The 19,343-nt window shown below is 59.4% G+C and carries 18 protein-coding genes; 12 read left to right on the top strand and 6 right to left on the bottom strand.

From position 1 onward, the window contains the following. Positions 1-2: 2 nt before the first annotated feature. Genes C4J83_RS11830 through argE form a run of 3 tightly spaced genes read left to right on the top strand, consistent with a single transcriptional unit; the run spans position 3 to position 2,243 of the window. On the top strand, positions 3-413 hold the full coding sequence (locus C4J83_RS11830) for a RidA family protein (RefSeq protein WP_010171793.1): 411 nt from the start codon (positions 3-5) through the stop codon (positions 411-413). Positions 414-423: 10 nt separating this feature from the next. Continuing rightward, positions 424-1,101: a DUF1028 domain-containing protein gene (locus C4J83_RS11825; protein WP_106580167.1), complete on the top strand. Its 678-nt coding sequence runs from the start codon at positions 424-426 to the stop codon at positions 1,099-1,101. Continuing rightward, positions 1,098-2,243, top strand: a complete 1,146-nt coding sequence (gene argE, locus C4J83_RS11820) for an acetylornithine deacetylase (RefSeq protein ID WP_124417120.1) — start codon at positions 1,098-1,100, stop codon at positions 2,241-2,243. Before C4J83_RS11825 ends, argE begins: the two co-directional genes overlap by 4 nt. Before the next feature lie 71 nt (positions 2,244-2,314). On the opposite strand, the gene C4J83_RS11815 is transcribed toward argE, so the two are convergent. Next, positions 2,315-3,394 carry a LacI family DNA-binding transcriptional regulator gene (locus tag C4J83_RS11815; protein WP_124417119.1) on the bottom strand — a complete coding sequence of 360 codons (1,080 nt, stop codon included), beginning with the start codon at positions 3,392-3,394 and terminating at the stop codon, positions 2,315-2,317. Positions 3,395-3,699: 305 nt separating this feature from the next. Between C4J83_RS11815 and C4J83_RS11810 the strand changes: the two genes are divergently transcribed. From C4J83_RS11810 to C4J83_RS11800, 3 genes are read left to right on the top strand one after another with little or no spacing between them, the layout of a single operon-like run. Beyond that, complete coding sequence (locus tag C4J83_RS11810; protein ID WP_124417118.1) at positions 3,700-5,022, top strand: MFS transporter; 1,323 nt, start codon at positions 3,700-3,702, stop codon at positions 5,020-5,022. Positions 5,023-5,045: 23 nt separating this feature from the next. Beyond that, positions 5,046-6,032: a dihydrodipicolinate synthase family protein gene (locus C4J83_RS11805; protein ID WP_124417117.1), complete on the top strand. Its 987-nt coding sequence runs from the start codon at positions 5,046-5,048 to the stop codon at positions 6,030-6,032. Beyond that, complete coding sequence (locus C4J83_RS11800; protein ID WP_124417116.1) at positions 6,022-6,951, top strand: PfkB family carbohydrate kinase; 930 nt, start codon at positions 6,022-6,024, stop codon at positions 6,949-6,951. Before C4J83_RS11805 ends, C4J83_RS11800 begins: the two co-directional genes overlap by 11 nt. Here C4J83_RS11800 and C4J83_RS11795 read toward each other — a convergent pair. Next, positions 6,948-7,859, bottom strand: coding sequence for a LysR substrate-binding domain-containing protein (locus C4J83_RS11795; RefSeq protein WP_124417115.1), 912 nt, complete (start codon positions 7,857-7,859; stop codon positions 6,948-6,950). The genes C4J83_RS11800 and C4J83_RS11795 overlap by 4 nt on opposite strands. 250 nt (positions 7,860-8,109) lie before the next feature. Between C4J83_RS11795 and C4J83_RS11790 the strand changes: the two genes are divergently transcribed. From C4J83_RS11790 to C4J83_RS11780, 3 genes are all read left to right on the top strand, one after another. Continuing rightward, positions 8,110-9,525 carry a purine-cytosine permease family protein gene (locus C4J83_RS11790; protein WP_124417114.1) on the top strand — a complete coding sequence of 472 codons (1,416 nt, stop codon included), beginning with the start codon at positions 8,110-8,112 and terminating at the stop codon, positions 9,523-9,525. 407 nt (positions 9,526-9,932) lie between these two features. Next, positions 9,933-11,372: an ATPase domain-containing protein gene (locus C4J83_RS11785; protein ID WP_119735403.1), complete on the top strand. Its 1,440-nt coding sequence runs from the start codon at positions 9,933-9,935 to the stop codon at positions 11,370-11,372. A 23-nt stretch (positions 11,373-11,395) separates the two neighbouring features. Continuing rightward, a complete protein-coding gene (locus C4J83_RS11780; RefSeq protein ID WP_124417113.1) occupies positions 11,396-11,773 on the top strand; it encodes a response regulator in 378 nt (125 codons plus the stop codon). 183 nt (positions 11,774-11,956) lie between these two features. On the opposite strand, the gene C4J83_RS11775 is transcribed toward C4J83_RS11780, so the two are convergent. The 4 genes from C4J83_RS11775 to C4J83_RS11760 form a co-directional block, all read right to left on the bottom strand. Beyond that, complete coding sequence (locus C4J83_RS11775; RefSeq protein WP_124417112.1) at positions 11,957-12,361, bottom strand: DUF6896 domain-containing protein; 405 nt, start codon at positions 12,359-12,361, stop codon at positions 11,957-11,959. Positions 12,362-12,571: 210 nt separating this feature from the next. Beyond that, positions 12,572-13,195 carry an SMI1/KNR4 family protein gene (locus tag C4J83_RS11770; RefSeq protein WP_124417111.1) on the bottom strand — a complete coding sequence of 208 codons (624 nt, stop codon included), beginning with the start codon at positions 13,193-13,195 and terminating at the stop codon, positions 12,572-12,574. A 17-nt stretch (positions 13,196-13,212) separates the two neighbouring features. Further along, on the bottom strand, positions 13,213-13,908 hold the full coding sequence (locus C4J83_RS11765; RefSeq protein WP_124417110.1) for a YwqG family protein: 696 nt from the start codon (positions 13,906-13,908) through the stop codon (positions 13,213-13,215). Between the two features lie 263 nt (positions 13,909-14,171). Continuing rightward, the gene (locus C4J83_RS11760) at positions 14,172-15,092 is read right to left on the bottom strand and encodes a LysR family transcriptional regulator (RefSeq protein WP_124417109.1); all 921 of its coding nucleotides are present in this window, start codon (positions 15,090-15,092) and stop codon (positions 14,172-14,174) included. A 174-nt stretch (positions 15,093-15,266) separates the two neighbouring features. Between C4J83_RS11760 and C4J83_RS11755 the strand changes: the two genes are divergently transcribed. From C4J83_RS11755 to C4J83_RS11745, 3 genes are all read left to right on the top strand, one after another. Then, on the top strand, positions 15,267-16,481 hold the full coding sequence (locus tag C4J83_RS11755; RefSeq protein ID WP_124417108.1) for an MFS transporter: 1,215 nt from the start codon (positions 15,267-15,269) through the stop codon (positions 16,479-16,481). 89 nt (positions 16,482-16,570) lie between these two features. Then, on the top strand, positions 16,571-17,509 hold the full coding sequence (locus tag C4J83_RS11750) for an alpha/beta hydrolase (RefSeq protein ID WP_124417107.1): 939 nt from the start codon (positions 16,571-16,573) through the stop codon (positions 17,507-17,509). Between the two features lie 777 nt (positions 17,510-18,286). Beyond that, positions 18,287-18,898, top strand: a complete 612-nt coding sequence (locus tag C4J83_RS11745) for a DUF6037 family protein (protein ID WP_124417106.1) — start codon at positions 18,287-18,289, stop codon at positions 18,896-18,898. The last annotated feature ends 445 nt before the right edge of the window (positions 18,899-19,343 follow it).

Below are 19,343 nucleotides of genomic sequence, written 5' to 3'. Positions count from 1 at the left end.
TGATGCCTACTCACACGCGTATCCGCATGTTCAACACCAAGGAAACCTACCCCAACCAGAGCCTGGACAACGACCTGTGCCAGGCCGTGCGCGCCGGCAATACGGTGTATGTGCGCGGCCAGGTGGGCACTGATTTTGACGGCAACCTGGTTGGCCTCGGCGACCCGCGCGCGCAAGCCGAGCAAGCCATGCGCAACGTCAAGCAACTGCTTGAAGAAGCCGGTTCCGACCTGAGCCACATCGTCAAGACCACCACCTACCTGATCGACCCGCGCTACCGCGAGCCGGTGTACCAGGAAGTCGGCAAGTGGCTCAAAGGCGTGTTCCCGATTTCCACCGGGTTGGTGGTGTCGGCCCTGGGCCAGCCGCAGTGGTTGATGGAAATTGACGTGATCGCCGTCATCCCCGAATAAGGAGCCACACATGACCTTTTCAATCGTCGCGCGCTGCGCGGACACCGGCCAGCTGGGCATCGCCATCAGCTCATCGAGTATCGCCGTGGGTGCGCGCTGCCCGTGGCTGCGGCCCGGTGTGGGCGCGGTCTCGACCCAGAACATCACGCTGCCGGCCCTGGGCCCGGACGTGCTCGACCTGCTCGAACACGGCCTCGCACCGGCCGAGGCCGTCGACAAGGCCCTGACCCGCAACGGCTACAGCCAGTACCGGCAACTGACGGCGATTGATCACCTGGGCCGCAGCGTGCATTTCAGCGGCAGCGAAACCCTCGGTACGCACCACGCGGTGTCGGGCGAACAATGCGTGGCGGCGGGCAATATGCTCGCTGACCGCGCGGTGATCGAGGCGATGGTCACGGCCTTCGAGCAAGGCGAAGGCCAACTCGCCGACCGCCTGCTGGCCGCCATGCACGCGGCCATCGCCGCCGGTGGCGAAGCCGGCCCGGTGCACTCTGCCGCCTTGGTGGTGGTGGGCGAACTGACGTGGCCGATCATCAACTTGCGGGTGGACTGGGCCGATGAACAGCCGATCGGCGAACTGCAAAAACTGTGGGACGCCTACCGCCCACAAGTGCAGGACTACATCGACCGCGCGCTCGCCCCCGACCGCTCGCCCGGCTACGGCGTGGCCGGGGACGAGCGATGAGCACCAGCCGCCAATTGCTGCAGACGCTGGTGGGCTTCGACACCACCAGCCGCGAATCCAACTTGCAGTTGATCGCGTTCGTGCGCGACTACCTGGCCGAATTCGGCGTGACCAGCGAGCTGGTCTACAACGCGCAGCGCAGCAAGGCCAACCTGTTTGCCAGTGTCGGCCCGACGCAGCTGCCGGGCATTGTGCTGTCGGGGCACACCGATGTCGTGCCGGTGGATGGCCAGCCGTGGACCGTGCCGACGTTTGAGTTGACCGAGCGCGACGGCAAGCTGTTTGGTCGCGGCACGGCGGATATGAAGGGGTACATCGCCTGTGTGCTGGCGCTGGTGCCGGCGTTGGTGGAAGCCGACTTGCGCCTGCCGGTGCATATCGCCCTGTCTTACGACGAGGAAGTCGGCTGCCTGGGCGTGCGCTCCTTGCTGGCGGTGCTGGAGCAGAGGCCAGTGAAGCCGATGCTGTGCATCATCGGCGAGCCGACCGAACTCAAACCGGTGCTCGGCCACAAGGGCAAATTGGCGATGCGCTGCGATGTACATGGCGAGGCCTGCCATTCGGCGTATGCGCCGTCTGGTGTGAATGCGATTGAGCATGCCGCCGAGTTGATCGGTGAGCTGGGGCGGATCGGCCAGCGACTGCGCGAGCAACAGGATTCGCGCTTTGATCCGCCGTTCAGCACGGTGCAGACCGGAATGATCTCGGGTGGCAAGGCGCTGAATATCGTACCGGCAGACTGTCGGTTTGATTTTGAGATTCGCGCCTTGCCGTCGCAGGACCCAGGCGACGTGGCGTCAGCGCTTCGGGCCTACGCCGAACAGCAGGTGCTGCCGCGTATGCAGGCGGTGAGCGCGCAGAGTGCGATTCGGTTTACCGAGTTGTCGGCGTATCCGGGGCTGGTGACCGATGAGCGCAGCCAGGCAGCGCAGCTGATCGCAGCGTTCAGCGGTTCGCGGGATTTCGGCACCGTGGCGTTCGGCACCGAGGGCGGGTTGTTTGATGCGGTGGGTATTCCCACAGTGGTGTGTGGGCCCGGGAGCATGGACCAGGGGCACAAGCCGGATGAGTTTGTCAGTGTGGCGCAGTTGCAAGGCTGCGATGCCATGTTGCAACGGATGCTGGACTCGATTCGCGCCTGAGCCGCCAGGCTGTCAAACCCGCACAGCAACGGTGAGGGGGAGCAAGTCCCCTCTCACCCTCAAGGGTGTGTTCAATCCTGGCGTGGCGCCGCGCCCGTCGACTCGCGCTCAATGAGTTGCACCTCCAGCATCGGCGGCGCCTCACAGGCAAGCCCGGCGAGACGATCAATCAGGTACTGCGCGGCCAGTTCGCCGATCTGCCGGTCGGGCACCTGAACAGTGGTCAAGGCTGGCCGACTGTGGGCCGCGATCTCGATGTCGTCGAACCCGCAAATGGACAATTGACCGGGCACCGCAATGCCCAGCGCCTGGGCTTCCAGCAATGCGCCGATGGCAAGCATGTCGTTACCACAAATGATCGCAGTGGGCGCCGGTTGTTGGCTCATGATGTGTTGGAGGCTGGCGCGGGCAAACGCGACGCGCCCCTCGTTCAGGCTCTGGGCGCGAATGGCCTGATGCTGAGGCCGCAGGGCCAGCCCTTGTTCGGCCAGGGTGGCGTGCACGGCCTGCAGTCGGTCCTGGATGCGGCCGTTGTCGGTGACCGACTGGAAAATGATGCCAAAACGCTGATGCCCCAACGCCAGCAGGCGTCGGGTGATCATTGCGTAGGCCTGCCCATGGTCAAACCCCGCGCAGGGGTGCCGTGCACCGGCGCGCTTGCCAAAGGTGACCACATACGGCGTGCCTTTGGCATCCAGCTGATCAAATAACGCATCGGGGTAATCATCCCCAAGCAGTGCCAGCGCATCGACGCCGCGCGCCAGCATGCCTCTGGCCTGACGATAACCTTCGCCCGGGTCATACGCCGAGCAGGCGACAAACACCGCCAGCCCCTGGGCACCCAAACGGTTCTGGAACGCCTGCAACTGCTGGTGAAATTTCTCGTGTTCCAGGGTCGGCACGATCACGCCGATGGTGTACGAGCGCCTGGAAACCAACGAACGCGCCGCCGCGTTAGGCACCCAGTCCAGTTGGTCGATGGCCGCGCGTACCTTGGCGCGGGTTTTCTCACTGACGCGTTGCGGCTCATTCAAATAGCGCGAAACCGTTGCGGTCGACACATTGGCGATCCGGGCGACATCGGCGAGCACCGGTTCCTGGGTAATGGGCGCATGAGGCGTGTCGCGGGGCGTGGTGATTGCTGCGGGCATAGGTGGCTTCATGTCAAAAAGTAAGCGTTACGCACAACCTAAGCGGGCACCTCGGCGCAGTCAATGAATCGTTGACAGCCAGCAAACTGAAAATCTAGGATGTAAGCGCTAGACAAAAATAAACATTTTCAACATATGCTGTTTATATTGGGCACTCTGCGTTAAAGGTTCGTGCAACCACGGACGATTTTTGTCGGGATGGCAAACGATTACATAATGCCATGTGCTGCCACGTCAGCCGGGAAGCCGGGCCAACGTGCCGGGTCAGCGCACGCTGTCAAAAACAATAAAAAGAGACATCCATCATGAGTCAGACACCTGCACACCCGATTGCGCCACCGCGCATTCGGCGCCAGCAAACCCTTGCCCTCAGCCTGCTGGTGCTCAGCGGCCTCATCAACTACCTGGACCGCGGCACGCTGGCCGTTGCCAATGAATTCGTGCGCGCCGACCTTGATCTGTCGCTGGGCGAAATGGGCATCCTGCTCTCGGCTTTTTCCTGGAGCTATGCGCTTTGCCAACTGCCCGTCGGCGCCCTGGTCGACCGCATCGGGCCACGCTGGTTGCTGGGCGGCGGCCTGGTGCTGTGGTCCCTGGCCCAGGCGGCTGGCGGCCTGATGTCGAGCTTTGGCTGGTTCTTGCTCGCCCGCGTGCTACTGGGGATCGGCGAGTCGCCGCAATTCCCGTCTGCCGCGCGGGTGGTGAGCAACTGGTTTCCACTGCGCTCACGCGGCACGCCCACCGGCATCTTCAATTCAGCCTCGCCGCTGGGTATCGCGCTGGCCCCGCTGTGCCTCTCGGCGCTGATCGCGGCACTCGACTGGCGTTGGGCGTTCTACCTCACCGGCGCCGCCGGGCTGTTGGTCGCGGTGGTCTGGCTGGTGGTCTATCGCGACCCGGTCAAGGACACGCTCACCGAGGAAGAACGTCGCTACCTGTACAGCGATGAACCCCACGTCACCCCCCCCAAGGTCACGTTCGCTGACTGGCGCGCACTGTTCTGCCACGCGACAACCTGGGGCATGATGCTCGGCTTCATGGGTTCGGTGTACTTGAACTGGGTCTACCTGACCTGGCTGCCCGGCTACCTGCGCAGCGCCCGGCACATGAGCCTGGAGATGAGCGGCGTGGCTGCTGCGATTCCGTTCCTCTGCGGGTTTATCGGCGCGCTGGTCGCCGGCTGGGTGTCCGACCGCATTACCAGGCGCAGCGAAACCGCGGTGCTGGGACGCCGCAACGCAATGGTCGTCGCGATGGTGGGCATGGTGATTTTCACCATCCCGGCCGCGCTGGTAGAGAGCAATGTCATCGCCGTGGCCTGCATTTGCGTGGTGATCTTTTTGGCCAACGCGTCCTCGGCGTGCGCCTGGTCTTTGGCCACCGCCGTCGCGCCGGCCAATCGCGTGGCTTCACTGGGGGCGATCCAGAACTTCGGCGGCTTCCTGGGCGGCGCACTCGCGCCGATCATGACCGGCTACATCGCCCAGACCTGGTCGTTCGTGCCCGCACTGCTGACCGGCGCCGCCATCGCCATGATCGGCGCCCTGTCGTACCTGTTCCTGGTACGCCACCCCATCCCCGACACCCCGCCCGCCTGCGCGGTCACCGCCGTGGCGGCTCACCCATGAACATTCATCCAGAGGACGCCGCTATGCCCCGCCCTGCCCAACCTGTCATCGAAGGCATCGTGCCGGTGATGCTCACGCCCTTTGACGAGACTGGCCATATCGACTTCCCCGGCGTCGACCGCTTGGTCGAGTGGTACCTGGGCCTTGGCTGCGACGCGTTGTTCGCAGTGGCGCAGTCCAGTGAGATGCAATGGCTGAGCCTCGACGAGCGCACGCAACTTGCCCGGCATGTGGTTGAGCGAGTGGCCGGGCGGGTGCCGGTGGCGGTGTCCGGCCATATCAGCGACTGCCTCGAGACCCAAGTGCACGAGCTTAATGCGATGGCCGCCAGTGGCGCCGACGCCGTGGTGCTGGTGACCAACCACCTTGACCCGCAACGCCAGGGCAGCAAGGTGTTTCTCGATAACCTGCACACCCTGCTCGAACGCCTGCCCGTTGACGTGCCCTTGGGCCTCTACGAGTGCCCGGCGCCCTACCGGCGCTTGCTCAGCGACGAGGAGCTGCAGGCCTGCATCGACAGCCAGCGCTTTATCATGCTCAAGGACGTGAGCTGCGACCTGCAAGTGGTCAAGCGGCGCGTTGCCTTGGCGCAGGGCTCGTCGCTGCGCATTCTCAACGCCAATGCGGCGATCGCCTGGGACGCCCTGCAAGCCGGGGCCGCAGGCTTCAATGGTGTGTTTACCAACTTCCACCCCGACCTGTATCAGTGGCTGCGCCTGCATGGCGCACAACACCCGCCACTGGCGCAAGAGCTCGCGACCTTTCTGGTGCTGGCGGCCACCACAGAAGGCATGGGCTACCCGGCCCTGGCAAAAATCTACCACCAGCGAATCGGCACCTTCGCGTCCATACGTTGCCGGGTGATCGACTACGACGTGCGCGAACGCCATTGGGCCCTGGACGCCGTGCTCGATAAAATCGTCGCGGGTACCGAACACTTTCGCGCCAGAATCCGCGCGCTCGATACCCTGCAGGCGACACTGCCGGGAGAACCGCGCCATGGCGGATAACCGTGTCATCTGCGTGGGTTGCGCGCTGTGGGACACCATCTTCAGCGTGGATCACATCCCGTCGCGCGGCACCAAGATTCTCCCCCGCCAGGCGGTCCAGGCCGCGTCAGGCATGGCCACCGCCGCAGCGGCAAGCATTGCGCGCCTGGGTGGCCCGGTTGCCCTGTGGGCGCGTATCGGCGACGACGCCACCGGCACAATGCTCCTCGATGACCTGAGCCAGTCCGGCGTCTGCACCGCATGGATTCGCCAGGTGCCTGGCGGGCGCACGCCGTTCTCGACCATCCTGGTGGACCGTGACGGCGAGCGGCTCGTCGTGCCGTTCATCGACCCCACACTGGAAGCCGACGCCGCCTGGCTGCCCCTCGACGACATCGCTGGCGCGGCGGCGGTAATGGCCGACATGCGCTGGCTGCAAGGGGCTCACGCAGCTTTCAGCGCCGCCCGGCGGCTGGGCGTGCCGACCCTGCTGGATGCCGACGTCGCCGCCGTGCAAGACCTTAACGCGCTGATCCCCCTGGCAGATCATGTGCTGTTTTCCGAACCGGCCTTGCAGTTGCTGGCTGGCAACGTCCCGCCCGAAGAGGCGTTATTGGCCCTGGCGTCGCGCTGCGAAGCCAAGGTGATCGGCGTCACCCTGGGCGAACGCGGCTCGCTGATCTGGCAGCGCGAAGCGGCGAGCACTGCGGTGCAACACTTCACGACACCCCGCATTCGCGCAATCGACACGCTCAACGCCGGGGATGTCTGGCATGGCACCTATGCGTACGGCCTGGCGCATGGCTGGACGCTGGCCGAGCGCGTGCGCGCCGCGAGCGTTGCCGCCGCGATCAAATGCGAAGTGTTTGGCGGCCACCGGGGCGCGCCGACCCTGGCACAATTGGTCGCGCGCCTGGGCGCAGAAATGTCGCCGTGCTAACCCAGCAGCCGCGCGAGCTCTTCGCGGCAGTAGTCGACGAACAGTTGCACCGGCTTGGTCAGCGGCGCACGACGCAGCCAGACTGCCGATAGCCCTGAGCCGGTCACCGTCTCTGCCAACGGTACACACACCACCTTCTGGCCATCGTAGGTGTATTCGGTAAACGGCTTGGTCACCAGGATCGAAAACCCGAACCCCCTGCCCACCATGCCCCGCACCATCTCGATCGACGGCGAGCTGAACACGATATTGGGCGTCAGCCCGCGCTCTTCAAAGATGCTCACGAAGTAGGTGCGGCTCGGCAGCACATCCAGCAAGATCATGGGCTCCAGCACCAGGTCCGCCAGCGACACCCTGGCCTGCTGCGCAAAACGGTGATCCGCCGGCAGCAAGGCATACGGCTGTTGCGGCGGCATCAGCGGCGTGGTTTCAATCGTGCCGCCCAGGTCATGCTCGAACAGCATCGCCACATCGATACTGCCCGCCGTCAGCGCCTGCACCAGTTCTTGCTGCTCGCCATCACGAATACGGATTTCCACGCCCGGCCACAGCGCCTTGAAGCCCGCAATCAAACGCGGCAGGTACAAGGGCGCCACCGTTTCGAAGCAGCCAATATCGATCTGCCCCGCCACCACATCATTGTCGGCCAAGGCGTTCTGCTCGAACTCATGGGCCACCCGCAACAGCTCCAGCGCCTTGCGATAAAACCGTGCGCCGCTGGGCGTGAGTGAAACGCCCTGAGCGTGATGGCGGATAAACAACTGCACGCCAAAGCTGTCTTCCAGTTGCTTGATCGCGGTGGAGACCGACGGCTGCGCGATATACAGCTTGCGCGAGGCCTCGGCGACGCTGCCGCACTCGGCCGTGGTAACAAAATATCTGAGCTGGCGCAGGTTATAGGCAGCCATCGGGACCTCCGGAAACGTGGGACTTCGCCCCAAACAAGTGCGCGAAAATCGGCTTTTTCACACTGATTCAAGCCCCTGCAACATACCGGAGCAAAAAATCCGGCGAGATACTTTTTTTAAGGTCTATAGCAACAAACTTACTAATTTACCTCCCTGCGTCCATTGCAGATGATCACTCCAACAACAAAGCGTCGCCCACGCGTCGCACAGCGAAGTACGTCAACGTACTCACCTTGCCTTGGAGCTCGTCATGGTTACCACTGCAACATCCTCCGCCCCGCTTATCGAAAAACACACGATTGGATACGTGCCCCCGGAAGATCGCCACGGAAAGGTAAGAGACCTGTTCACCCTGTGGTTCGGCGGCAACATCGCACCGCTGCCCATCGTCACCGGCGCGTTGGGTGTGCAGCTGTTCCACTTGAACCTGGTGTGGGGCATCGTCGCCATCCTCGTCGGCCATCTGGTCGGCGGCGTGCTGATGGCGTTGCACTCAGCCCAAGGCCCGCAAATGGGCATCCCGCAAATGATCCAGAGCCGCGCCCAGTTCGGCTCGCTCGGCGCCCTGCTGGTGGTGATCATCGCCGGCGTCATGTACATCGGTTTCTTCGCCTCCAACATCGTGCTGGCCGGTAAATCCCTGCACGGCGTGGTCGACAGCGTGCCCGTGCCGGTCGGCATCGTCATCGGCGCCATCGGTTCCGGGATCATCGGCATCATCGGCTACCGCTTCATCCACGTGCTCAACCGCATCGGCACCTGGGTGCTCGGCGCCGGCATCGTGCTGGGCTTCGGCTATATCTTCACCCATGTGCAGACCACGGATTTTCTGACCCGCGGCAGCTTCAACATTTCCGGCTGGCTGGCCACCGTGTCCCTCGCGGCGCTGTGGCAAATCGCCTTCGCACCTTACGTGTCGGATTATTCGCGCTACCTGCCGGCCGACGTCCGCGTGGCGTCGACGTTCTGGACCACCTACCTGGGCTCTGTCCTTGGCTCCAGCCTGGCCTTCATCTTCGGCGCCGTCGCCGTGCTCGCCACCCCGGTCGGCATGGACACCATGGACGCCGTCAAACTCGCCACCGGCGCCATCGGCCCACTGATGCTGGTGCTGTTTTTGCTCAGCGTGATCAGCCACAACGCCCTTAACCTCTACGGCGCGGTACTGTCGATCATCACCTTGGTGCAGACCTTTGCGTATCGCTGGATTCCTACCGCCAAAAGCCGTGCGGTGATCTCGATTCTCGTCCTCGCCGCCTGCGCGATTGCGGCGGTGTTCGCCTCCAAAGACTTTATTGGCCACTTTGTCGACATGGTGCTGGTGCTGCTGGTGGTATTGGTGCCGTGGACGGCGATCAACCTGATCGACTTCTATGCGATTCACAAAGGCAAATACGATATTGCCTCGATCTTCCGCGTGGATGGCGGGATTTACGGCAAGTACAACCCACAGGCGCTGCTGGCGTATGCCATCGGGATTGCAGTGCAGATTCCGTTTATGAATACGCCGCTGTATGTAGGGCCGATTTCCGAACACATCAATGGCGCGGATTTGTCCTGGGTGGTGGGGTTGGTGGTGACGTCGCCGTTGTATTTCTGGTTGGCGAGTCGCGACAGTGCGTATAAGCGACGCATGGAGGGGGGCAAGTTGGTGGGTGGCATTTGAGGTAAAAGGCTGAAGCGTTCTTGGAGTAATGGGTGGAACCATCCCTATCGTGGCCTTGCAGCTGCGGTATGGGTGGTTTTTTTCGTTTGGGCTGCGGTTACGCGCGTGAAGGCTGTGCACGCGTGCACGTGCGCAGCGGTTGATCAGCCTGTTGAGGTGTTATGGCCAACGATGACCCAAGTTCAATTCGAGGGCTGGCTTAGTCTGGCAAAGCTGCTGAAACGTAGCGCGCTGCTTAGTCTGCTTTGGGCCATAAGTTGCCACTCGTGAGGGGTTCTTGCGACATAACAACGGCGACTTGCGCGACAACTTTCCATTTAACCCTAATGGCTCCCGAGCCGAAATGGAGTAGCATTCCACCCAGTAGCTTGGTTTAAACAGATTGTTTTTCGGATCAGGGTCGCATTGTGGAAAAGCTAAAACGCCTTCAAAGCGGAATAGAAGGGCTCGATGCTCTGCTCAAGGGCGGATTGGTCGAGGGTGCTTCATATATTATTCAAGGACGCCCAGGGTCTGGAAAAACGATCCTTGCCAACCAGCTGGGGTTCCATCATGCGAATAATGGGGGCCGGGTTCTGGTCGCCACGCTGCTGGCAGAGTCACATGACCGTCTTTTTCAATTTCTTTCTACGTTGAGCTTTTTTGATTCATCCAAAGTCGGTGCCGAAATTCAATTTGTCAGCGCCTTTGACACGCTGGAAAACGACGGGCTGGATGAAGTAGTCAAGCTGCTTCGGCGTGAGATAAGCCGCCAAAAAGCCACCGTGATGGTAGTAGACGGGCTGCTCAACGCGCGTTCTAAAGCCGATTCGCCCATAGACACGAAAAAATTCATTTCAGAATTGCAAGGGCACGCCGCTTTCGCCGGTTGCACGGTGCTGTTTCTTACCAGCTCCCGACTTGATGACGGAAGCCCTGAGCACACCATGGTAGATGGCGTCATCGAGATGGGCGAAGAGCTGTATGGCACTCGCTCGGCACGTCGCATCCAACTGCGTAAAACCCGCGGCAGCGGAGCAATGACCGGTCTTCATGAGTGCGAAATCACCGACCATGGCTTGGTGGTTTACCCTCGCCTCGAAAGTCTTTACAGCCACCCGTCCGCCCCGGACAGCGCTGACATGACGCGCATCGCCAGTGGCGTTGGATCACTGGACGGCATATTGGGCGGAGGCCTTTACAGTTCCAGTGTGTCTCTAGTCATAGGGCCCTCCGGGATTGGTAAAACGACCCTGGGTCTGAAATTTCTGTCCGAGTCGACGGTGGATATGCCAGGGCTGCATTTTGGCTTTTACGAGAGCCCACAAAGGTTGCGGCTCAAAGGTCAGTCACTGGGTATCGATATCAAAGCCATGGAAGACAGCGGCGCGCTGAGCATTGCCTGGCAGCCAACCACCGAAGGCCTGCTGGATGGGCTGGGAGCACGATTGCTGAGCATCGTTGAGGAAAAGGGCATCAAGCGCCTGTTCATCGACAGTCTCAGTGGCATGACGCGAGTCTCGACCAACCCGGCGCGCATTACCGACTTCTTCAGTGCGCTGATGAACGAGTTGCGGTCCAGGGGCGTTACGGTTTTTGCATCCTGGGAAATGCGGGATTTGTTTGGCTCCGAGGTCAGCGCACCCAGTTCCGACCTGTCCAGCATCGTCGATAACCTGATGCTGATGCGGTTCTCTGAGAATCGCGATGAACTAAGCAGGACGTTATCCATTCTTAAGGTACGAGATAGCGCTTATGACCCCTCTCGATTCGAGGTCGTCATCCAAGATCAAAATGTTTTTCTGAGAAAGGCTTCAAGTCATGAACCTTCAGTCATCACTGAGTCATCACCTGGTTCAATTTCTTAAGCTTTCGAGTGGGTTGAACTAACATGACCACCATTCTGGTCGTCGACGACGAGTATTTGATCGCTGATATTCTCAGCTTCGCGCTGGAGGATGAGGGGTTCATGGTGGTAACGGCCAGCAATGGTCGAAAAGCACTCGAGGTGCTGGACAGAGAACGCCCTGCCCTGATCATCACCGACTTCATGATGCCGGTCATGGACGGCCAGGAGTTCGCCACCGCTGTCCGCGCCCTTCCCGCAGGCAATCATTTACCGATCATTTTGATGAGCGGCGCTCAGGCGCACATTGGCATGCAGCGATCGGACTTGTTTGATGTTGTGCTGCCAAAGCCCTTCGATATCGATTTGATCATTGCCGAAGTCAGGAAGCTGTTGTCCTCTGATCAATCAGTCGTTCTCTGAGTCATGAGGCGGGTGGGTAATTGAACGTATTTGCCCGCCCAGTGGCCTTTAACTGAAGCTGACCCCTCGCACTGCAAGGTTATCAGCGGCGTAGAACCACCCGCGGCGGGCCAGGTGAAGCCTGCCTTGCGTCGACCGGCGCTTGGTCTGAGAACTTCGAACGGACTGTGTCGACACGAGTTGTCAGGTGGCATCCGCCAAGTAGTAAAGGATGTACCCGCAATACATAAGAGCACCGGCCTCCACCTCTGCCTCAAAGCACTTTTTGAGTGCATCCTCATCAGCAAAACCGTACGCCGACAACTTGTCACCGGCGAAATCAGCAAGTCGCCACACGTCGAAACCATCGATCTCACCGTGGGCCCCAAAGTCGAAGTCCACCGTGCCTGTGGGGAGGCTGACCGCGCAGCCGTAGCCGTGCTTGAAGTAACGAACGCCGCCTTCAAGCTCGCCGTGCTGAGGAATGTCATTTACCACCCAATCCACATTCGTCGCGGGCAGCGGGATGCCAGACCGCTGCATCATGGCCACCGCGACGCCGACACTTGCCTGGTAGTCGCTGATCAAAATGGCGAGTTGATTATTCATACCGTCTCACTGTTATAGATGTCCGTGATGGCCAGAAAAATAGTTGGCCCGTTCAGTAGTGTTGGCGCTCGGTAGCAATCCCGTGCGTTCAGGGTGTGAACCGCGCCCGCACTGTTCAAGTTTGACTTCACACTCATCAATCATCAGGGCATCTGCAGGTAACAAACCTGTTCAATTTGATAGAGGATTCAAAGCGCCCGAACGCTTGTATCAGATCGGCCTGTCCACAATCCGTGCATTCCAGAGGTCCCGATAGCGCTCGCGCCAACCCGGGCTGCCTTGATCCAGCCACGCCACTGTCGCCTCGATCGTATCCGCGCTGATGACAAAGTGATTGATATGCTCGGCAATCCGCTCCTGCGACAGGTGCAGCATGTCCAGGTAGGCATTGAAGCTGTCCGCCAACACCACGTACTCATCGCCTTGCTGGCGACGCCCCGTCCATGCGGGTAAACCCGCGACCATCGCGCCCACGTCCTGACGGCCCTCGCGCAGGTCAAGCAGCAACAGGCTCGCACCGCCATCGCGGCCGATCGGCAACACCCCCGTAGTGGGGAAGTCAGGTTGCTTGCGCAGTTGCTCCAGTTCATAAGGGTTGGATTCATAGCCTTCGCCGGGCTGCAGCCCATACAGCGAAAAGCTCAGCAATTCCTTATCGCCATTACTCATGGTGGCCAGCACGTCGTAATCCACGGTGCCGCCGTTGCACACCTTGAGAAACTGCCGGTAATCGTCCGGCAGGCGGGCACCGAGCAGCGCCTCCAGTTGCGAGATGGCCTGCTCGGAGGCGCCTTCGCGGGTGTCGTCGAGCATCAATCCACGGTAGTCAGTCATTAAGCGCTCGCAGAACCTTAGTAAAAATCATAATAAAGTGCCCATTCACCGGTTTCGATGTGCTTCCAGAACATCAGGCTCCCGCTGTGGACCACGTTCAGATTGATCTTTGCGTCGGACGAAATCTGGAACACAAACTCGAAGCCTTCACCCGGATCAACCCCCGACTGGCAGAACGAGGGGTAACCGCCGATCTTGTGTTCGTAGGTGTGAGTGACCAGGTCGTAATAGCTGGGTATCTCGCCCGCCCGTTCCAGCGTAAGTATGGCTTGCTCAATGTCGGCCGGCACACCGCCGCCATCCCACAGTGGAAAGTCTTCCGGCACCGCTTGCGCTTTGAGCGGGAAGGGTTTGAGAAACGAACCGTCCACCGGCAGCGCCTTGCGAACCAATACATCATCCGCCGCATATTCGCGGACAACCCAGTTGTTCCCCATCGGCTCAAAGGGCTCTGGAAGCGGATTTGAAATAAACACCGTCAGCACACGAACCCCTTCCAGCAGCGGGCTGCTGAAGGGCATGGCGGGCAGAAAAAATTGCGCATAGGGAAGCAATGGCTGCCCCGCCTGATTGGTCGGCACGCCTTCATCAGGTCGGAACACAAAGACATTCCCCAGCCAGCTTTCTTCATCGGTGCCAGAGGGACGAAAGCCGCCAGCAACGAACTTCACTGCAGGGCGGGCCAGGCGTTGCTTGATCAGTTGAATGTCCATGGCGATGTAAACCTTCCTTTTTGCGACTCACCTGACAGGTTGGGTTTTGGCGATAGCTGCCGTTCGCGGCTGGTAGCTACCGGCCAGAGGCAGACATTGCTACACAGCCAGATCTCAATTATTTACCAAGCGATATAGCGCGTGAACATGGGTTCTCGCGAGCCCCGCACGATGACGTAATCCTGTTCAGGAATGCCCTATCGGTAGTCGGCTTGAGTTAATCAGGCAGGAGCCTCGCGACTTCTGCTGCCAGGGTCGAATAGCTAGCCTGAAAGCGCCCCGTCAGAAGCCTGCGCACTGGCGCTCTCGTTGAAAAGCCCAAGGATGAAATCGCGTATATGCACGATGCGCGGATTGCGCATCGAGGCCTTGTTCCACACCAGGTACAGATTGTTGGTGGGCGCGGTCTTCTCCGGGGTGATCGAAACCAGTCGTCCCGACGCCCGCGCCTCGTTGCATTGGTAGTCAGGCAGCACGCTCCAGCCATGTCCCTTGATGACCAGGTCCTGGATGATACGAAGATCCGGGACGGTCAGCGCCGCCTGCAGCGTGGGCGCAAACTGGAACATGGCTGTCCACACCGGCCGGATCAGTGGCAGGTCCTCGTCATACGCGATGAGCGGAACACTCGCCAACTGTTCCGCGGTCGGGCGTTTGCCAAGCACGCTGGCAATCTGCGGCGCGAGCACCAGCAGAAACCGCTCGGTGAGCAGCCTGGCGAATCCGTGCGAATGCTCATCTGGCATGGAAGCGGTGATCGCCAGGTCGGCCGTCGAGGCATTAAGCAGGCTGTAGATACGTTCCCGGTTGCCGGTGTGCAGGCGGATCCGGAAACCTTGAGCCATCAATGGTGCCAGCCCCGCAGCGACCTTCGCATTGATGAAGTCGGAGGGCCCGGCGATATGCACGGTGCCGCCTCCCTCGCTCCCCAGGCGGTAGGAGGCCAACCGCATTTGCAAGCCGTCGAGCATCGGCCCGATCGCGCGCGCCAATTCATCGGCCGCCTCTGTCGCTGTAACGCCTCGGGCGCGCCGCACGAACAGGGGCTTGCCGACAAACGCCTCCAGTGCCTGGATGTGCTGGGATGCCGCCGGCTGAGTAATACCCAGCGCCTCTGCCGCGCGGGTAAACGACTGCAGCCGATAGGCCTCAATGAACGTACGAAGGTGATCCAGATGGCTCATGAGGTCATCGCGTCCTGGCTGTCACGCTCTCACGACAGAGAATAGCGTCGACTCTAGCCATAAAAATATTTATCCGAAGACCAAAGAATAATAATTTTTTCAATTTCAGGCAATTCTCTAAGATTTCGTATCCGTCGGACCTGCTCCGACCACCTGCCGTTCGAGAGATACGTCATGCCATTTGTTGTTTACATCTTTTCACTCAGCGCATTTGCACTGGGCCTTGCCGAATTCGTCCCCATCGGCCTGACTGACGTCATGGCCCACAACCTGAATATCGATGTCAATCAGGTCGGTAGCGCTGTGACCGCCTATGCACTGGGTGCAACTTTCGCCGCCCCGTTCCTGACCGCCCTGACGGCAGGGTGGTCGCGAAAGCGGGTCATGCTGATGACTGCGCTGGTCTTCACCGTCGGTAGCGTGGCTGCTGCCTTTGCGACGAACCTTTCTACCCTGCTGATTGCGCGCTTTGTGGCAGGCATGGGGCACGGCCTGTTCCTTGCGGTGGCTTCCAGCACGGCGGCGCGCCTTGCCGGTCCGAAGAAGGCAGGCAGCGCGGTGGCGGTGGTGTTTGGCGGCTTCACCCTTGCCATGGCGATAGGTGTACCCGTCAGCACGTACCTGGGTGGCGTGATCTCCTGGCGCCCGGTGCTTGGCGCAATCGGGGCATTCGGGGCATTGGGCTTCCTTGGGCTGCTGCTGGGCATGAAGGAGCCAACGGAGGCTCAGGGTCGGGAAGGTGCCGGCGACGTGGGTCAAGCCTTTAAAGCGATCTTTAACCCAGTTCTGCTGTTCGCGGCCCTTGTGACCGTACTCGGCTATGCTGGCTCGTTCACTGCCTATACCTACATCGCCCCGTTACTCACCCAAGTGACACAGGTCAGCAGCCACACCGTCGGCGTTTTCATGCTCGTCTATGGCGTGCTCGCCGCAACCGGCAACGTGATTGGTGGCGCACTGAGCGATCGGTTCGGGGTAAACCGCACAAGCGTAGCCTTGATCGCCGGCATTGCGTTGATCACTTTGGGGATGTGGGGTTTCGCGTCCTCGACGATTGCGATGGGCATCCTTGTCGGGCTGCTAGGCATGTTTACCTTCGCCGCAGTGCCGGCCCTGCAAGCCCGCCTGATCGGCGTTGCCGAGTTGCATGCGCCGCACGCCCACGGTGTAGCCGCCGGGCTGAACATCGCGGGGTTCAACTGCGGTATCGCGCTGGGCTCGTGGGTAGGCGGCGCGACGCTCGGCACGCTGGGTATTTCGTACACCGGCCTCGCGGGCGCATTGGTTTCGGCCCTGGGCCTCGTGGTGCTGCTCTTGCAATTGGCACGCCGTAGTGGCGGCAAGTATCGCGAAACGGTGTGTAAAGACCTCCCGGCGTCACCAGGATGACGAGAGAGTAGCCAAATCGAAGCAGGCGCAGCGTCGCGTGCTGTTGCAGCACAGTTGGCGCCAATCGTAATGACTGGAAGGTAACGATCATGACAAGCCTCACCCACAACGCTCCCGAGCGCATCACTGTCCGAATTCCGACCGCGTCGGGTGACGAGATCGAGGCGTGGGTCTACCTGCCAGGAGGCACTGGCCCTCATCCCGTGGTGGTAATGGCCCACGGCATCGGCGCGATCAAGGCATGCGGGCTGGCCCCGTTCGCCGAGCGTTTTCGCGAGGAGGGATTCGTCGCCATCGCCTTCGACTACCGCAACTTCGGTGGCTCCGATGGGCAGCCGCGGGAAGTACTCTCTGTTCCGCGCCAGCGCGAGGATTATGCAACGGTCATCGGCTGGGCCGCCGACCAGCCCTACATCGATCCGCGCAAGGTCATTATCTGGGGCACATCGTTTGCCGGTATGCATGTCGTCGAGCTGGCTGCTTCGGACACTCGCCTGGCAGGTGCAATCACTCAGGCGCCACTCACGGACGGCTTGGCCGCAGCAATCATGGCCCCGCCCAAACTTGGCGTTCGGCTGTTCGGGTTGGCGCTGCTCGATGTACTCGGCGCCCTGGTGGGCCGCCAGCCGATCTACATTCCCGGTCACGGCAAACCCGGGGAACTGTCCATCGGTGCCACACCTGACGGCGTGTTCGGGGAAAGGCTCATGACGCCGAAGGATGGGACGCCATGGCATAACCGGGTGGCCGCGCGGTCATTGCTGAGTTTCTCGTGGCGCCGCCCCGTGCGCCGTGCCGCGTCAGTGCGCGTTCCCTTCCTGCTCGTCGTTCCGGAGTCAGACTCGATTGCGCCAGTGCCGGCTGCGCTCAAGGTTGCACGCAAGGCTCCGCGGGCTGAATTGTTCCGCAGCGCTGGTGGTCACTATGACGTCTACGAAGGCGGGGCAGGTTTCGCCGACGTGTTACGCACGCAGGTCGAGTTTCTCCATCGACACTTCGGGGCAGCAATCGAAAAAAAACATGTTTGAGGCACGTTCCGGACAGGCATTCGGTGCTGTCGAAAGAGAGGAATAGGATCAGACCACTATGTTGATAGGCATAGTGTTAAAGGGGGTCTGACCCCGTTTTATTCGTCTCCGCCGTTTCTTCTGCCATAGTCCTACCGTGAATAGTTATATGGGGTTGAACTCAAACTTTAGACCAAGTGGATCGCTCCGGTTTTGAGCTCACTTGAACCCGGCTGCTTTTGTCCGCTGTTGGCCGAGAGTGGACGTTTACGGATGACTTGAAGACGTTTGGAAGCAAGGTACTATTCAATCGCTCCTTGCTCCCAGCTCCAAGATGAAACGGGTAAAGACTGAGGGCCAGCCATGTAACAAACTCGCTAACTCCGCTGACCCCATCTCCAGAGGGTGGCGCATCCGGTGGTAGAGCAGGAAATAGCGTATCCAGTACCAGTAGGTCTTCTCGATGGGAATGCTGTAGTGATTCACCCCAATAACGTTACAAACTGCTCTCGCAGGCGTGTCTTGTATATATCGCATTCATGCTGTATTTTTGATTGCACAAAAATAAAAAGTTAAACGAATACAGGTTGTATGCAGCAGCAACAAGATAACCAATTGTTTTATAGAGAGAACTTACGTACTGAATCGACCGGGCGAGGTATTGTTATGAAGAAGTCACTAACATGCAATCATAAAGCCGCCTACCAACTCAACCGTTATATTCCATAGGAATCGTGCCTCCCAATAGTTGCATTCTATTCAATACAAAAGGCACGACTGATCAATAAGAGTAAAAAGATGAGTGTATTTGAAAGCTTCAAGTTGTTAAAAGCGGACATGATTGCAAACGGTTGGGCTATAGAAGGTTTCCCTTTCAATTACAAAGGCCTTGACTACATCGTCTTAGCAAAATTGTACGAGAAAGGAGAAATAAAGCCGAAATACGCCCTGCTAAAAATAGAGATATTGAAGAGTCAAAATATTAATGAACGACTGATTTCAGCTGTTAACGCAAATGGTTTTCTTATTGAACCGAAACTATTGAGAGAGTTTTTTAATATAGAGTATGGTGAAAACCTTGGAGATATATTGAGTCAGTTTAATGAATACTTTGCTCAATTTATTCCAACTCAAATAACTTTAGGTAAACCACCACGGATTGAGGAAGCAATGATTGCATCTCTATCAAAGAGTGATAGCCAAGACCCTAAAAAGCGCTACTGTTATGGTGTTAGGAGAAATCAAGATGGGCGAGCAAGAACACCGTTCAATGACAATAAAACTAGACTTCTAAGACCTACTTTATACCAAGAGTTCAGTGCAGATCAATCAATAAGCTTTTGCTACTCAATCGACACTAATGATCACAAGTCTGATGCAGTAATAATTCAGAATTTTTCTAATAGATGATTTCCAGATTTTGAATATAACAAAGCCATCAAGAGCGGACGCAAAAGCTTGGCTTGCGCTCCTTCGTCGCTAATTTTAGCCAAGCCTTTTTCGCAACTTATGGCGGCGTTAGGCTCTCAGGGCAACCAGAACACCCGTAAATTTTTCCCATGCATATTAAATTGATGAGAACAATTCGTCTCATAGCACTAGAGCGGAAATAGGGGTCAGACTACCATTATTGAAAACGTGGTCTGACCCCTATTCTCGCTCAGGATGCCGCGGATGTGTTTTCTGTGATTGAGACGCGGGGAGTTGATGTGCCTGCTGTGGCTTGATGAAAGGTGAGTTGTGAGAAAACCCGCTTCGGCGGGTTTTCTGGCTTTCGGCGGTCGGTTCAAGCCCACCTTTTTTGTGGTGAGCGGGCTTGCCCCGCGTTGGGTTGCGCAGCAGCCCCAGAAACAGC

Source organism: Pseudomonas sp. LBUM920 (assembly GCF_003852315.1).
In the GTDB taxonomy this organism is placed as follows: domain Bacteria; phylum Pseudomonadota; class Gammaproteobacteria; order Pseudomonadales; family Pseudomonadaceae; genus Aquipseudomonas.
This window is presented reverse-complemented; position numbering and strand designations above follow the sequence as displayed.

Coding starts and splice junctions, on each gene's coding strand:
- C4J83_RS11830 (WP_010171793.1), top strand. CDS start 3: ATGCCTACTCACACGCGTATCCGCATGTTCAACACCAAGGAAACCTAC.
- C4J83_RS11825 (WP_106580167.1), top strand. CDS start 424: ATGACCTTTTCAATCGTCGCGCGCTGCGCGGACACCGGCCAGCTGGGC.
- argE (WP_124417120.1), top strand. CDS start 1,098: ATGAGCACCAGCCGCCAATTGCTGCAGACGCTGGTGGGCTTCGACACC.
- C4J83_RS11815 (WP_124417119.1), bottom strand. CDS start 3,394: ATGCCCGCAGCAATCACCACGCCCCGCGACACGCCTCATGCGCCCATT.
- C4J83_RS11810 (WP_124417118.1), top strand. CDS start 3,700: ATGAGTCAGACACCTGCACACCCGATTGCGCCACCGCGCATTCGGCGC.
- C4J83_RS11805 (WP_124417117.1), top strand. CDS start 5,046: ATGCCCCGCCCTGCCCAACCTGTCATCGAAGGCATCGTGCCGGTGATG.
- C4J83_RS11800 (WP_124417116.1), top strand. CDS start 6,022: ATGGCGGATAACCGTGTCATCTGCGTGGGTTGCGCGCTGTGGGACACC.
- C4J83_RS11795 (WP_124417115.1), bottom strand. CDS start 7,859: ATGGCTGCCTATAACCTGCGCCAGCTCAGATATTTTGTTACCACGGCC.
- C4J83_RS11790 (WP_124417114.1), top strand. CDS start 8,110: ATGGTTACCACTGCAACATCCTCCGCCCCGCTTATCGAAAAACACACG.
- C4J83_RS11780 (WP_124417113.1), top strand. CDS start 11,396: ATGACCACCATTCTGGTCGTCGACGACGAGTATTTGATCGCTGATATT.
- C4J83_RS11775 (WP_124417112.1), bottom strand. CDS start 12,361: ATGAATAATCAACTCGCCATTTTGATCAGCGACTACCAGGCAAGTGTC.
- C4J83_RS11770 (WP_124417111.1), bottom strand. CDS start 13,195: ATGACTGACTACCGTGGATTGATGCTCGACGACACCCGCGAAGGCGCC.
- C4J83_RS11765 (WP_124417110.1), bottom strand. CDS start 13,908: ATGGACATTCAACTGATCAAGCAACGCCTGGCCCGCCCTGCAGTGAAG.
- C4J83_RS11760 (WP_124417109.1), bottom strand. CDS start 15,092: ATGAGCCATCTGGATCACCTTCGTACGTTCATTGAGGCCTATCGGCTG.
- C4J83_RS11755 (WP_124417108.1), top strand. CDS start 15,267: ATGCCATTTGTTGTTTACATCTTTTCACTCAGCGCATTTGCACTGGGC.
- C4J83_RS11750 (WP_124417107.1), top strand. CDS start 16,571: ATGACAAGCCTCACCCACAACGCTCCCGAGCGCATCACTGTCCGAATT.
- C4J83_RS11745 (WP_124417106.1), top strand. CDS start 18,287: ATGAGTGTATTTGAAAGCTTCAAGTTGTTAAAAGCGGACATGATTGCA.